The following is a 15000-nucleotide window of genomic DNA, read 5'->3' on the forward strand; positions in this document are numbered from 1 at the left end:
GAGTGCTTAGAAGTGAGAATGCCGGTATGAGTAGCGAAAGACGGGTGAGAATCCCGTCCACCGAATGCCTAAGGTTTCCTGAGGAAGGCTCGTCCGCTCAGGGTTAGTCAGGACCTAAGCCGAGGCCGACAGGCGTAGGCGATGGACAACAGGTTGATATTCCTGTACCACTCTTTATCGTTTGAGCAATGGAGGGACGCAGAAGGATAGAAGAAGCGTGCGATTGGTTGTGCACGTCCAAGCAGTTAGGCTGATAAGTAGGCAAATCCGCTTATCGTGAAGGCTGAGCTGTGATGGGGAAGCTCCTTATGGAGCGAAGTCTTTGATTCCCCGCTGCCAAGAAAAGCTTCTAGCGAGATAAAAGGTGCCTGTACCGCAAACCGACACAGGTAGGCGAGGAGAATCCTAAGGTGTGCGAGAGAACTCTGGTTAAGGAACTCGGCAAAATGACCCCGTAACTTCGGGAGAAGGGGTGCTTTCTTAACGGAAAGCCGCAGTGAATAGGCCCAAGCGACTGTTTAGCAAAAACACAGCTCTCTGCGAAGCCGTAAGGCGAAGTATAGGGGTGACACCTGCCCGGTGCTGGAAGGTTAAGGAGAGGGGTTAGCGTAAGCGAAGCTCTGAACTGAAGCCCCAGTAAACGGCGGCCGTAACTATAACGGTCCTAAGGTAGCGAAATTCCTTGTCGGGTAAGTTCCGACCCGCACGAAAGGTGTAACGATTTGGGCACTGTCTCAACCAGAGACTCGGTGAAATTATAGTACCTGTGAAGATGCAGGTTACCCGCGACAGGACGGAAAGACCCCGTGGAGCTTTACTGTAGCCTGATATTGAATTTTGGTACAGTTTGTACAGGATAGGCGGAGCCATTGAAACCGGAGCGCTAGCTTCGGTGGAGGCGCTGGTGGGATACCGCCCTGACTGTATTGAAATTCTAACCTACGGGTCTTATCGACCCGGGAGACAGTGTCAGGTGGGCAGTTTGACTGGGGCGGTCGCCTCCTAAAGTGTAACGGAGGCGCCCAAAGGTTCCCTCAGAATGGTTGGAAATCATTCGTAGAGTGCAAAGGCATAAGGGAGCTTGACTGCGAGACCTACAAGTCGAGCAGGGACGAAAGTCGGGCTTAGTGATCCGGTGGTTCCGCATGGAAGGGCCATCGCTCAACGATAAAAGCTACCCGGGGATAACAGGCTTATCTCCCCAAGAGTCCACATCGACGGGAGGTTTGGCACCTCGATGTCGGCTCATCGCATCCTGGGGCTGTAGTCGGTCCCAAGGGTTGGGCTGTTCGCCCATTAAGCGGTACGCGAGCTGGGTTCAGAACGTCGTGAGACAGTTCGGTCCCTATCCGTCGTGGGCGTAGAAAATTTGAGAGGAGCTGTCCTTAGTACGAGAGGACCGGGATGGACGCACCGCTGGTGTACCAGTTGTTCTGCCAAGGGCATAGCTGGGTAGCTATGTGCGGAAGGGATAAGTGCTGAAAGCATCTAAGCATGAAGCCCCTCAAGATGAGATTTCCCATAGCGTAAGCTAGTAAGATCCCTGAAAGATGATCAGGTTGATAGGTTCGAGGTGGATGGTGACATGTGGAGCTGACGAATACTAATAGATCGAGGACTTAACCATATAATATGAAGCAATGTTATCTAGTTTTGAAGGAATATGCCTTCATAGTTTGGTGATGATGGCAGAGAGGTCACACCCGTTCCCATACCGAACACGGAAGTTAAGCTCTCTAGCGCCGATGGTAGTTGGGACCTTGTCCCTGTGAGAGTAGGACGTCGCCAAGCAACTAAAAACACAAGTCATTTGACTTGTGTTTTTTTATTTCCCATGAAATAGATTTGGTTCCATTAATAAAAAATTTGAAATATAGTAAGGGATTTTTTGAGCAGAAATACTTAGAAATTGATAAATAAATGGATAATCTTCAGAACCATAACTGCCAAGTAAGTCATACCACCAATCTGTTTCATACCTAGAAATCATGCTTAAATTATAGAGCAATAAATAATGAATGAGGAGTTCGGGTAATATTGGCTTAGGATTTCTAGGATCAGTCGTAAGTGGCAAATAATAAGTATTAGTAAGATGTTCATAGTATAAAGGAGTACTGTACATAGGATTCCATGATTGAATGGGCCCTGTAAAAAGTAAATTCGATTCATTAGTCTTCTCAGGTACGTGCTGTATTGATAAATGCTTACAAGATGTTTCAATGTAACGAGAAAATCTCTCTTTAGTCATATGTAATCGATCTAGTAGGTTGACTGAAAAGGAGAGCTCATTTTTAATTGTTGAATCGATTTTATATAAAGTTGATCCTTTTTGACTATAACGAAATAAATTTTGTAATTCTGGAATATTTCCCATTAATTCTAACATGTTAAATTTTTCTGCTTCTAAGTGTTTCATGTGAAACAGTTGTTCTGCAACATGAGTAAATAATCCGTTTTTTTGTACCTTCACCTCATCTTCTAAAAATTGATACCCTTGTTTTTTTCGTTTGCGAGTTGTAACGCCATGAGCTAAAACAGTAGTGGATTCAGGATAGTTAGGGTCAATAGTTAGTAGGCATGCTTTAAAAAGTTGACTAATTCCATAAAATAACAACATTGGTTGAATGGAAAATGGAGCTGTCTTATATAATTCATAATAATTTTTCCCGTGTTCTAAGTAATAAATAAAGGGATAACAATTTTCAAAACTTTTTTTTTCGGCATCCTGAATAGAGGATTTTTCGTAACAACGGGCAAGATAACGTTGTACGTTTTGAGATGAAAAAAAGAAACTTAACTGCTGCCAAGTACAAGATGTTTGATGCATATATTACGCTCCTTTTATTGTCTAAAAATTCTAACATATATATACGTCCTTGACAGTATTTTAACCAATTGATAAGCTACTAATAATAATTTCTGGTATCATAGGGGGAACAATTATGTGGGAATCTAAATTTGTTAAAGAAGGTTTGACTTTTGATGATGTATTACTTGTACCAGCTAGGTCAGATATATTACCAAGAGAAGTAAGTGTTAAAACAGTTTTATCTGAAAGCTTACAGCTAAACATCCCGTTAATTAGTGCAGGAATGGATACAGTAACAGAAGCTGACATGGCTATTGCAATGGCTCGCCAGGGTGGTTTAGGAATTATTCATAAGAATATGTCTATTGAGCAACAAGCAGAGCAAGTTGATAAAGTAAAGCGCTCTGAAAGCGGCGTTATTTCAGATCCTTTCTTCTTAACTCCAGAACATCAAGTATATGATGCAGAACATCTTATGGGAAAATATCGTATCTCAGGTGTACCGGTTGTAAATAATTTAGATGAGCGAAAATTAGTTGGTATTATTACAAACCGTGATATGCGCTTCATCCAAGACTACTCAATCAAAATTTCTGACGTAATGACAAAAGAACAATTAATTACAGCTCCAGTTGGTACTACACTGGAAGAAGCTGAAAAGATCCTACAAAAGTATAAAATTGAAAAACTCCCTCTTGTTGATAATAACGGTGTATTACAAGGGCTTATTACAATAAAAGATATTGAAAAAGTAATTGAATTCCCAAACTCTGCTAAAGATAAGCAAGGACGCTTATTAGTTGGAGCAGCAGTTGGTGTAACAGCGGATGCTATGCTTCGCATCGATGCATTAGTAAAAGCTAGTGTAGATGCAATTGTACTTGATACAGCACATGGGCATTCTAAAGGTGTTATTGATAAGGTAAAAGAAGTTCGTGCTAAATATCCATCACTAAATATTATCGCTGGAAATGTTGCTACTGCTGAAGCAACGAAAGCACTAATTGAAGCTGGTGCAAACGTAGTTAAAGTTGGTATTGGACCAGGTTCTATTTGTACAACACGCGTTGTAGCCGGTGTTGGTGTACCACAATTAACTGCGGTTTATGATTGTGCAACAGAAGCTCGTAAACACGGCATTCCAGTTATTGCTGATGGCGGTATTAAGTACTCTGGTGATATGGTGAAAGCTTTAGCGGCAGGAGCACATGTTGTTATGCTAGGTAGCATGTTTGCAGGTGTTGCAGAAAGCCCTGGAGAAACTGAAATTTACCAAGGTCGTCAATTTAAAGTGTATCGTGGTATGGGTTCTGTCGGTGCGATGGAAAAAGGAAGTAAAGATCGTTACTTCCAAGAAGGCAATAAAAAACTTGTCCCAGAAGGTATTGAAGGACGAGTACCATATAAAGGACCTTTAGCAGATACAGTTCACCAATTAGTTGGTGGCTTACGTGCAGGTATGGGATATTGCGGAGCACAGGATTTAGAATTCTTACGCGAAAATGCACAATTCATTCGTATGTCAGGTGCTGGCTTACGTGAAAGTCATCCTCATCACGTACAAATTACAAAAGAGGCTCCAAACTACTCATTATAATGTCTTATATACAAATAGACAGAGATTTGATATCTCTGTCTATTTGTTTTTGATTATGTTAGAATAACGGTTATGTGAGTACATAGATATTGGGGGTAGCAAAAGTGAAAGGTATGTTTTGCAAAAGATTCATTGCTTTGGTAACAGTGCTTACACTAGCTTGTAGCATTTTTATGCCATATAGCAATGCATCAGCTGAAACAGGAGCCGCTTTAAACATTGAAGCAGGTGCGGCAATTTTAGTAGAAGCGAATTCTGGGAAAATTTTATATCAAAAGAATGCAGATGAATTATTATCCATTGCTAGTATGACAAAGATGATGAGTGAATATTTAGTTCACGAAGCAGTGGATAAAGGAAAACTTAAGTGGGACCAGAAAATTAAGGTTTCTGAATATGCATATAAGGTTTCACAAGATGCTTCATTATCAAATGTTGCATTAGAAAAAGGTGGCTCTTATACAGTAAAAGAGTTATACGAGGCAATGGCAATCTTTTCTGCAAATGGTGCAACAATTGCATTAGCAGAAGCAATTGCAGGTAAAGAAGTAGACTTCGTAAAAATGATGAATGATAAATCGAAAGAACTAGGGTTGAAAAATTATAAATTTGTCAATTCTACAGGTTTAACGAATAAAGATTTAAAGGGAATGCATCCTGAAGGAACAACAGCGGATGAAGAAAATAAAATGTCTGCAAAGGATGTTGCAACTTTAGCACAACATTTAATTAAAGATTATCCAAAAGTGTTAGATACAGCAAAAATCCCTAAAAAAGAATTCCGTCCAGAAAAAGAGAAGTTTGCAATGTCGAACTGGAACTGGATGTTAAAGGGCTTAGTTAAAGAATATGATGGCGTAGACGGCCTAAAAACAGGCTCAACTCCAGAAGCAGGAGATTGCTTCACTGGTACGGTTGAAAGAAACGGAATGCGTTTTATTTCTGTAGTTATTAAAACAAGTTCTCATACAGCACGTTTTGATGAAACAAAGAAGCTATATGATTATGGATTTGCTAACTTTGAAGTGAAACAAATGTATAAAAAAGGTTCTTCAGTAAAAGGACAAGAAACAGTACGAGTAGAAAATGCGAAAGATAAAGATGTAGCAGTTCAAACGAAACAAGCTATTTCACTTCCAGTGCCAAAAGGAAGTAAAGATGTTTATAAAACGGAATTAAAAGAATCAAGTAAGGGACAAGAAGCACCTATTAAAAAGGGAGCGGCGCTTGGTCAAATGGTAATTACGCCAAAAGATACAAACGACCCTGGATTTTTAACTGGTAAGTCACTGCAAGTGGATCTTGTAACAACATCTGAAGTGGAAGAAGCAAACTGGTTTACTCGTGCTATGCGCGGAATTGGTTCATTCTTTAGTGGTATGTGGAATAGTGCTGTTGATACAGTAAAAGGTTGGTTTTAAAAGCTCCTCATGATAGGAGCTTTTTTTTATTCCTATTTTTCATACCGACTTTATGAAAAAGTAGTAGACAAGCATCTGATAGTTAGTGGTAGAATGTAAGAGTATTCTTAATTTTCGCCTTTAACGGGGGAAAGCAATTCACCTAGGGGGGTTTTTGTACATGACAAATGTAACAGGGACAGAACGTGTAAAACGTGGAATGGCAGAAATGCAAAAAGGCGGCGTTATTATGGACGTAGTTAACGCTGAACAAGCAAAAATTGCAGAAGAGGCAGGCGCAGTTGCCGTTATGGCATTAGAGCGTGTACCAGCAGATATTCGTGCAGCAGGTGGCGTTTCTCGTATGGCAGACCCAACAATCGTTGAAGAAGTTATGGGTGCAGTGTCAATTCCGGTTATGGCAAAATGCCGTATCGGTCACCTTGTAGAAGCACGTGTATTAGAATCATTAGGGGTAGACTATATCGATGAGAGTGAAGTATTAACTCCTGCCGATGAAGTATACCATTTAAATAAACGTGATTACACAGTTCCGTTTGTATGTGGTTGCCGTGATATCGGAGAAGCTGCACGTCGTATTGCAGAAGGTGCATCTATGCTTCGTACAAAAGGTGAACCAGGAACAGGAAACATTGTAGAGGCAGTGCGTCATATGCGCCAAGTCAATGCAGAAATCCGTCAAGTTGCAAGTCTACGTGAAGATGAGTTAATGACATATGCAAAAAATACTGGTGCTCCTTATGAAGTACTACTTGAAATTAAACGCCTTGGTCGTTTACCAGTTGTAAACTTCGCAGCAGGTGGTGTAGCAACACCAGCAGATGCAGCGTTAATGATGCAACTTGGTGCGGATGGTGTATTTGTAGGATCTGGTATCTTCAAATCAGAGAATCCAGCGAAATTTGCACGTGCAATCGTTGAAGCGACAACTCATTATGAGGATTACGAACTAATTGCAAGCCTTTCTAAAGGATTAGGTAATGCGATGAAAGGTATCGAAATTTCAACGTTATTACCAGAACAACGCATGCAAGAGCGTGGATGGTAATTGAAGGAGAACTTTAAAATGGTGAAAATCGGTGTACTAGGTCTTCAAGGTGCAGTTCGTGAGCATGTGAAATCAGTTGAAGCAAGTGGTGCAGAAGCTGTTGTTGTAAAGCGTATAGAACAACTTGAAGAAATTGATGGTCTTATTTTACCGGGCGGTGAAAGTACAACAATGCGCCGTCTTATTGATAAGTATGCTTTCATGGAACCACTTCGTACATTCGCGAAGTCTGGTAAACCAATGTTTGGTACATGTGCAGGGATGATTCTTCTTGCGAAAACACTTATTGGCTATGAAGAAGCACATATTGGTGCTATGGATATTACAGTTGAGCGCAATGCGTTCGGACGCCAAAAGGATAGTTTTGAAGCTGCACTTTCAATTGAAGGCGTGGGTGAAGACTTCGTTGGTGTATTTATCCGTGCGCCGTATGTTGTAGAAGTAGCTGATAATGTTGAAGTGCTTTCTAAGCATGGTGATCGAATGGTAGCGGTAAGACAAAATCAGTTTTTAGCTGCTTCATTCCATCCGGAATTAACAGATGATCATCGTGTGACAGCATACTTTGTTGAAATGGTAAAAGAAGCGAAAATGAAAAAAGTTGTATAAGTAACTTGCAACTTGTATAAGATTATAGTAAATTGATGGTAACAATTTTATAAAATAAGCGTGTTGATAGGAAATAGTAACAAATGTCGTTTCTTATAGAGAGTCGATGGTTGGTGGAAATCGATAGAAACAGTTTGTGAATCCATCCTGGAATGGAATGTGGAATATCTTTTGGATTAGTAAGCATTCCCGGTGAAGAGCCGTTATTTCTACTTGAGAGGAAAGCAGTAATGCTTTCAACTAGGGTGGCAACGCGGGTTAACTCCCGTCCCTTTATATAGGGACGGGAGTTTTTTGTGTTTTATAAAATAAAAGGAGGAGTATATAATGCTTGATATTAAATTTTTACGTACAAACTTTGAAGAAGTAAAAGCGAAATTACAGCATAGAGGCGAAGATTTAACTGATTTCGGACGTTTTGAAGAACTTGATACGAGAAGAAGAGAACTACTTGTTCAGACAGAAGAATTAAAAAGTAAACGTAACGAAGTATCTCAACAAATTTCTGTATTAAAGCGCGAAAAGAAAGATGCAGAAGCTCTAATTTTAGAAATGCGTGAGGTTGGAGAAAAAGTAAAGGATCTTGATAACGAACTTCGTACAGTTGAAGAAGACTTAGAAAGATTAATGTTATCTATTCCAAATATCCCTCATGAATCTGCTCCAGTTGGTGAAACAGAGGATGATAATGTAGTAGCACGTACTTGGGGAGAAGTGAAAGAATTTACTTATGAGCCAAAACCACATTGGGATCTTGCTACTGATTTAGGAATTTTAGATTTTGAACGCGCTGGGAAAGTAACAGGAAGCCGCTTCGTATTTTACAAAGGTGCTGGTGCAAGATTAGAGCGTGCTTTAATTAGCTTTATGCTTGATCTTCATACTGATGAGCATGGATATGAAGAAGTATTACCTCCATATATGGTAAACCGTGCAAGTATGACGGGAACAGGGCAACTTCCAAAGTTTGAAGAAGATGCATTCCGTATTGAAAGTGAAGATTACTTCTTAATTCCAACAGCTGAAGTACCTGTAACGAATATGCATCGTGATGAGATTTTAAATAAAGAGCAATTGCCTATAAGATATGCTGCATTTAGCTCTTGCTTCCGTTCTGAAGCAGGTTCAGCTGGGCGTGATACACGTGGTTTAATTCGCCAGCATCAGTTCAATAAAGTAGAGCTTGTGAAGTTCGTAAAACCAGAAGATTCTTATGAAGAGTTAGAAAAATTAACAAATGATGCAGAACGCGTGTTACAATTATTAGAGTTGCCATATCGCGTTATGAGCATGTGCACAGGCGATTTAGGATTTACAGCAGCGAAGAAATACGATATTGAAGTATGGATTCCGAGCTATGGCACATATCGTGAAATTTCTTCTTGTAGTAATTTTGAAGCTTTCCAAGCGAGACGTGCAAATATCCGTTTCCGCCGTGAGCCAAATGGAAAACCAGAACATGTTCATACATTAAATGGATCTGGTCTTGCAATTGGACGTACGGTTGCAGCTATTTTAGAGAACTACCAACAAGAAGATGGTACAATTATAATTCCAGAAGTTCTTCGCCCTTATATGGGAGGAAAAACAGTTATTAAGTAAATTTAAACATTCATCGGTATGAGTGATTGGTAATTATGAGCGTTGTCAGTACTGTAATGTAGGAAGGGGAAAGTAAAATTTTCCTTTCCTCATAATTTATTTTAGTAGGGTTGACTAACTGTTTTTCTTTTGATATTATATTTGATGTCAATATGGAGGTATACCCAAGTCTGGCTGAAGGGATCGGTCTTGAAAACCGACAGGCGGCGAGAGTCGCGCGGGGGTTCGAATCCCTCTACCTCCTCCAGATATAATTGACAACAGCGCATATAAGTGGAGATTGGAGAACTCGTTACCAACACGTAACGAGTTTTTATTTTAAAACCAATCATAAAGTATGGTGTAAGGTAATCTTGTCCTTATTACACACTCATATTCCGATGATTATCTTCATAGATATGAAAGGAGTCAACATGGATCTTATTATACAAACGTTTCCTTTAGATGGAAAAACTTTATATTATGTACAATGTCCTGTCTGTAAGAACAATAGAATTTTAAACAGTGGTGCAAACGTATCACGCATTATTAGTGATGATACATTCCGTAAACTTTGTGGTTGTACTTGTGATGTAAAACCAGCTAAGAGTAAAGTAGAGGCGCCAAAACAAGTTAAAAAAGCGGCTGTAAAGAAAGAAGCAGCTCCAAAACGTACAGGTAAAGTATTAACGGCAGTAATTAACGGTAAAGAAATGACTGTTAAAGAGATTGCTGAAGCATACGATATTAGTACAAGTACTGTTCGTCAGCGCATTAACGCAGGAAAACCTGAGAGTGAAATTATTGCTCCAACAAAGAAGAAGTAATTTAATAGGAAAACCCGTGCATATGCACGGGTTTTTTATTTTACAAGTTTACGTGTTTGTTTTAAAAAATGGCCAATTTTTTTAATGATTGGTTCGATTGAATCACCATCTTTTAAAATATCGTACTCATTAATATTTAAGCGTAATACAGGGCATGAATTAAAGTTGTTAATCCAGTTTTCATAACGTCCATGCATTTCTTTCCAGTACTCAATTGGTGTTTGCTGTTCCATTGGGCGCCCGCGTTCTTGAATACGATCGACAATATCATCGAAAGAACCTTCTAAGTAAATTAATAAGTCTGGATGAGGGAAGTAAGGAGTCATGACCATAGCGTCAAATAAACCTTTGTATGTTTCATAATCAGTTTCCGTCATTGTCCCTTTTTCATGATGCATCTTTGCGAAAATTCCAGTGTCTTCGTAAATGGAACGATCTTGAACAAAACCGCCACCATATTCAAAAATTCTTTTTTGTTCCTTAAATCGTTCTGCTAAAAAGTACACTTGTAGGTGGAAGCTCCAGCGAGTGAAGTCCGCATAGAACTTGTCCAAATATGGATTGGAATCTACTTTTTCAAATGATGTGCGATAACCTAAAGCATTAGCTAATGCAGTTGTCATAGTTGATTTACCCACACCTACCGTTCCGGCGATAGTGATTACTGCGTCATTGGGTATATCATATTTTTGCCTTAAATTCATTATTATTTCGACTCCTTTAAGAGAGTATTTTGAAGGGCAGATAGGATGACGTTTAAATCATCAGGATTTTTTACAAAATCCATATCGTCTCCATTAAATTTCAATACTGGTATTTCTGGATGATCTTTTTTAAAAGCATCCATTGCTGTTTCATAATCTTTTGTGAGCTGTAGTAAGTAATTTGGATCCATGTTTTTTTCAAATTCTCTTCCGCGCATGGCGATTCGTTTTTGCAATGTTTCTAGGCTAGCTGTTAAATAAACAATGACATTTGGCACAGGCATATCTTGTGTAAGGATACGATAAATTTGCATGTATTTGTCATATTGAGAGTCTTTTAATGTGCGGGATGCAAAAATTAAATTTTTAAAGATATGGTAATCCGCTACTACTGGTTTCCTTTGATTCAAATACTTTATGTTAATGTCTTCTAATTGTTTGTATCTATTACAAAGAAAGAACATCTCTGTTTGAAAACTCCATTCGTCGATGTCTTCATAGAACTTTCCTAAAAAGGGATTTTCATCAACAATCTCTTTTAGTAAGTGGAGTTGCATGTGAGTTGAAATTTCCTTCGCAAGTGAAGTTTTTCCAACACCAATTGGTCCTTCAACCGTGATAAATGGTACTCCGGTCACGCTGTTTCCTCCTTTCAATCAGTGATTTACCGTGACTACTAAAAACACAAAACAGAATTATTGTAGCACAAGAGGGAAGCGAGCGGGTTAATTTGATATAAAAAGTTAGAAAATAGATATATGTATTAATTAAATTTTATTTTGGTTGATGATGTTATATTTGCTTTCAATGTAGTTTCCATTATTTTCAAGGCATGTATATTATCTTGGTCGTTGTTAGAGGCGATACAATCCTGTGGTACATACAATGTATAATTTCTCATATGAGCATCATTAGCTGTAAATAGGATACATATATTTCCAGCAACCCCTGTTAATATTAGATTTTCTATTTTTAAATAACCTAGTAATGAATTTAAAGGTGTTTCATAAAAAGCGGAATAATGTGGTTTAATAAAAATGTAATCATCAGAATTTGGAGCAATTTTATGGATTATATTTTCGCTATATTCATTTGTGCAATGAGTAATAAGTTGGTCGATATCAGATCTCCAAAGTTGATAATGGTCATTAACGTAAATTATAGGATAGCCGAAGGATTTCATTTTTTTCTTTAATTGTAAAATAGGGTTTGTTATAGTTTCGCATTTTTTAGCTAGAATGGGTCCGTGGGAAAATTGAAAGTCATTAATCATATCGATAATGAGCAAGGCGGTATTTTTCATATGTAATCCCCTCTCTTTTTTCTTTTAGGGTGGATTGAATTTGTAAAAGTTATCCCCTGTGTAGTAAATGGAAATAAGTGTACTTTATTTGTAATGAAAGGACTATGTTATGAAACAAGATCAAGATATTTATTTTATGCAATTAGCGATAGAAGAAGCTAAAAAGGCAGAGGAAATACAGGAAGTACCAATTGGAGCAGTTATAGTGTTAGATGGTGAGGTAATTAGTGTTGCCCATAATTTAAGAGAAACTGAGCAAAGATCAATAGCTCATGCTGAGTTGCTAGCGATAGATGAGGCATGTAAAAAATTAGGGACATGGCGTTTAGAAGATGCAACATTGTATGTAACATTAGAACCTTGTCCAATGTGTGCCGGTGGAATTGTTTTATCACGAGTGAAGCGAGTTGTATATGGTGCAAGTGATCCGAAGGGCGGATGTGCAGGAACATTGATGAATCTTTTAACGGATGAACGCTTCAATCATCAATGTGAAGTAGTATCTGGTGTACTAGAGGAAGAATGCGGTACGTTGTTAACGAACTTTTTTAGAGAGCTTCGTAAAAAAAGAAAAGCGATAAAAAAATTAGGGGGAAATACTGAGAACTAACGTATTTGCATTTTACAAAGAAACAAGTTATACTGATAATGCCTTTAATAAAGGCAACCGAATATTGGTTTTAACTTTGCCGTGCTAAGCGGGGAGGTAGCGGTGCCCTATACTCGCAATCCGCTCTAGCGAGGCCGAATCCCCTCTCGAGGTTATGTTGCTGTAAGGTCTGCCTTAAGTAAGTGGTGTTGACGTTTGGGTCCTGCGCAACGGGACCCCGTGAACCTTGTCAGGTCCGGAAGGAAGCAGCAATAAGCGGGTCTTCTCGTGTGCCGCAGGAGTGCCTGAACCGAGCTAACTGCTTGAGTAACGCTTATGGTACGTAATCGACGGAGGGTGCACGGCAGTTATATATGTATACAAAACTCACCTTAATAAAAAGGTGAGTTTTTTGTATAGAAAATAACTTTTGGAATCTATAAACAGAATGGGTTATAATAAATGAGATAATAACCTTTGAGGGAGGCCGTATTTTCGTGTCATACCAAGCGTTATACCGAACATGGAGACCGCAAAAGTTCGAAGATGTAGTCGGTCAAAAGCACGTGACAAAAACGTTGCAAAATGCCCTTCTTCAAGAGAAAGTTTCACATGCTTATTTATTTTCTGGTCCGAGGGGAACAGGAAAAACAACAATTGCAAAAGTATTTGCAAAAGCAATTAACTGTGAACATGCTCCGGTAGCTGAACCTTGTAATGAATGTCCTTCTTGTTTAGGAATTACACAAGGATCCATTTCAGATGTATTAGAAATTGATGCGGCTTCAAATAACGGTGTAGATGAAATTCGAGATATTAGAGATAAAGTAAAATATGCTCCAAGTGCTGTAGAATATAAAGTATACATTATTGATGAAGTTCACATGCTTTCTATGGGTGCATTCAATGCGCTTTTAAAAACCTTAGAAGAGCCGCCAGGACATGTTATCTTTATTTTGGCGACAACAGAACCTCATAAGATCCCACCTACAATCATTTCACGTTGTCAGCGCTTTGAATTCCGAAAAATATCAGTGAATGATATTGTTGAGAGATTATCAACGGTCGTGACAAATGAAGGTACGCAAGTGGAAGATGAAGCATTACAAATTGTTGCACGTGCTGCCGAAGGTGGTATGCGTGACGCGCTTAGTCTTATTGATCAGGCTATATCTTATAGTGATGAGATTGTTACGACAGAAGACGTATTGGCCGTAACAGGATCTGTTTCTCAGCAATACTTAGGGAATTTAGTAGAGTGCATACGTGAAAATGATGTATCAAGAGCATTGCAAATCATAGATGAAATGATGAGTAAAGGGAAGGATCCAGTTCGTTTTATGGAGGATTTCATTTACTATTATCGTGATATGCTTTTATATCAAACTTCACCGCAACTAGAACATATGTTGGAACGAGTAATTGTAGATGATCAATTCCGTAAGTTGAGTGAAGAAATGCAACCGGAAGTGATCTATGAGATTATTCATACCCTTAGTAAGGGACAACAGGAAATGAAGTGGACAAATCATCCGCGTATTTTCTTAGAAGTTGTTATGGTGCAATTGTGTCAACAGTTTATGATGCAAGCAAATGGTACAGATCGTTTGCAAGCAATTATGAACAGGATGCAGCAACTGGAGAAAGAGTTAGAGCAAGTCAAAAAGAACGGTGTGCCAGCTGGTGTACAACAAGAAGTAAGAGAGACACGTGCAACACCAAAACCGGTACGAACAGGAAGTATGAAAATTCCTGTCGGACGTGTAAATGAAGTATTAAAACAAGCGAAGCGTCAAGATTTAGAACAATTAAAAGCTGTATGGGGTGAGTTGTTAGGAAGACTCAAATCATATAACAAAGTAGCGTTTGCCGTTTTACTAGAAAATAGCGAACCGGTGGCAGCTTCAGATGACACTTACGTTTTAGCATTTCAATATGAGATTCACTGTAAGATGGCGAGCGAAAATCGAGAAGCTATGGATACAGTAGAACAAGCTTTATTTGAATTGCTAAGTAAAAGGTTAAATATGATTGCCATTCCCAAAAGTGAATGGGGTAAAATCCGTGAAGACTTTTTACAACGTGAAGGTGGAGAGTCTGAAGAAAGTCCGGAGAAAAAGGAAGACCCTCTTATAGAAGAGGCAGTGAAATTAGTAGGGCAAGAACTCATTGAAATAAAAGAGTAATAATAATTAGGAGGAATTAATTATGATGCGTGGCGGAATGGGAAATATGAATAACATGATGAAACAAATGCAAAAGATGCAAAAGGACATGGCGAAAGCACAAGAAGAGCTTGGTGAAAAAACAGTTGAAGGTACAGCTGGCGGCGGAATGATTACAGTTATCGCAAATGGTCACAAGCAAATTCTTGAAGTGAAGATTAAAGAAGAAGTTGTAGATCCAGAAGATATCGAAATGTTACAAGACTTAGTGTTAGCTGCAACAAATGATGCGCTTAAAAAGGCTGATGAGCTTTCAAACTCTACAATGGGTAAATTTACAAAAGGCT

13 protein-coding genes, 1 tRNA gene, 2 rRNA genes, 1 other RNA gene and 1 other annotated feature (2 of these 18 running past the window's edge) are annotated in these 15000 nt (G+C 38.8%); of the genes, 13 read left to right on the plus strand and 4 right to left on the minus strand.

What is annotated here, in order from left to right; all coding sequences use genetic code 11:
• Nucleotides 1-1627 (plus strand): 23S ribosomal RNA (locus AXW78_RS00050) (it extends 1271 nt beyond the left edge of the window).
• Between the two features lie 48 nt (nt 1628-1675).
• Nucleotides 1676-1791 (plus strand): 5S ribosomal RNA (rrf, locus tag AXW78_RS00055).
• Between the two features lie 34 nt (nt 1792-1825).
• Here rrf and AXW78_RS00060 read toward each other — a convergent pair.
• Nucleotides 1826-2827 (minus strand): YaaC family protein, encoded by a 1002-nt coding sequence (locus AXW78_RS00060; protein ID WP_061883697.1) that lies wholly within the window; start codon nt 2825-2827, stop codon nt 1826-1828.
• Between the two features lie 115 nt (nt 2828-2942).
• On the opposite strand from AXW78_RS00060, the gene guaB reads away from it, so the two are divergent.
• From guaB to AXW78_RS00095, 7 genes are all read left to right on the plus strand, one after another.
• Entirely contained in the window at nt 2943-4406 is a 1464-nt protein-coding gene (guaB, locus tag AXW78_RS00065; protein WP_000264088.1) for an IMP dehydrogenase, read from the plus strand.
• A gap of 113 nt (nt 4407-4519) precedes the next feature.
• Complete coding sequence (gene dacA / locus AXW78_RS00070) at nt 4520-5827, plus strand: D-alanyl-D-alanine carboxypeptidase DacA (protein ID WP_129542625.1); 1308 nt, start codon at nt 4520-4522, stop codon at nt 5825-5827.
• Nucleotides 5828-5987: 160 nt separating this feature from the next.
• A complete protein-coding gene (gene pdxS / locus AXW78_RS00075; protein WP_061883699.1) occupies nt 5988-6875 on the plus strand; it encodes a pyridoxal 5'-phosphate synthase lyase subunit PdxS in 888 nt (295 codons plus the stop codon).
• An 18-nt stretch (nt 6876-6893) separates the two neighbouring features.
• On the plus strand, nt 6894-7484 hold the full coding sequence (gene pdxT / locus AXW78_RS00080; RefSeq protein WP_000238787.1) for a pyridoxal 5'-phosphate synthase glutaminase subunit PdxT: 591 nt from the start codon (nt 6894-6896) through the stop codon (nt 7482-7484).
• A 54-nt stretch (nt 7485-7538) separates the two neighbouring features.
• Nucleotides 7539-7760: a binding site (T-box leader), on the plus strand.
• A 51-nt stretch (nt 7761-7811) separates the two neighbouring features.
• A complete protein-coding gene (serS, locus tag AXW78_RS00085; RefSeq protein WP_000884187.1) occupies nt 7812-9086 on the plus strand; it encodes a serine--tRNA ligase in 1275 nt (424 codons plus the stop codon).
• 154 nt (nt 9087-9240) lie between these two features.
• Nucleotides 9241-9333 (plus strand) — tRNA-Ser (locus AXW78_RS00090).
• 166 nt (nt 9334-9499) lie between these two features.
• Nucleotides 9500-9892 (plus strand): sigma factor-like helix-turn-helix DNA-binding protein, encoded by a 393-nt coding sequence (locus tag AXW78_RS00095; protein WP_000364191.1) that lies wholly within the window; start codon nt 9500-9502, stop codon nt 9890-9892.
• Nucleotides 9893-9927: 35 nt separating this feature from the next.
• Here the strand turns inward: AXW78_RS00095 and AXW78_RS00100 are convergent, their stop codons facing one another.
• The 3 genes from AXW78_RS00100 to AXW78_RS00110 all read right to left on the minus strand — a co-directional run bounded on the left by AXW78_RS00100 (nt 9928) and on the right by AXW78_RS00110 (nt 11899).
• Nucleotides 9928-10596, minus strand: a complete 669-nt coding sequence (locus AXW78_RS00100) for a deoxynucleoside kinase (protein WP_001053585.1) — start codon at nt 10594-10596, stop codon at nt 9928-9930.
• A gap of 2 nt (nt 10597-10598) precedes the next feature.
• Nucleotides 10599-11234, minus strand: coding sequence for a deoxynucleoside kinase (locus AXW78_RS00105; protein WP_000148218.1), 636 nt, complete (start codon nt 11232-11234; stop codon nt 10599-10601).
• A 125-nt stretch (nt 11235-11359) separates the two neighbouring features.
• Entirely contained in the window at nt 11360-11899 is a 540-nt protein-coding gene (locus tag AXW78_RS00110) for a cysteine hydrolase family protein (protein ID WP_000798723.1), read from the minus strand.
• A gap of 109 nt (nt 11900-12008) precedes the next feature.
• On the opposite strand from AXW78_RS00110, the gene tadA reads away from it, so the two are divergent.
• The 4 genes from tadA to AXW78_RS00130 form a co-directional block, all read left to right on the plus strand.
• Nucleotides 12009-12509: a tRNA adenosine(34) deaminase TadA gene (gene tadA, locus AXW78_RS00115; RefSeq protein WP_000806702.1), complete on the plus strand. Its 501-nt coding sequence runs from the start codon at nt 12009-12011 to the stop codon at nt 12507-12509.
• 79 nt (nt 12510-12588) lie between these two features.
• An RNA gene (ffs, locus tag AXW78_RS00120) (signal recognition particle sRNA large type) lies at nt 12589-12853 on the plus strand.
• Between the two features lie 132 nt (nt 12854-12985).
• Entirely contained in the window at nt 12986-14674 is a 1689-nt protein-coding gene (dnaX, locus tag AXW78_RS00125; RefSeq protein ID WP_000121561.1) for a DNA polymerase III subunit gamma/tau, read from the plus strand.
• 25 nt (nt 14675-14699) lie between these two features.
• Nucleotides 14700-15000, plus strand: partial view of a YbaB/EbfC family nucleoid-associated protein gene (locus tag AXW78_RS00130; RefSeq protein WP_014894853.1) — the 5' portion only. It continues 26 nt past the right edge of the window; 301 of the gene's 327 nt are visible here — the first part of the coding sequence; it begins with the start codon at nt 14700-14702; the stop codon falls past the right edge of the window.

It is taken from the genome of Bacillus thuringiensis (assembly GCF_001595725.1).
Lineage (GTDB): Bacteria > Bacillota > Bacilli > Bacillales > Bacillaceae_G > Bacillus_A > Bacillus_A thuringiensis_K.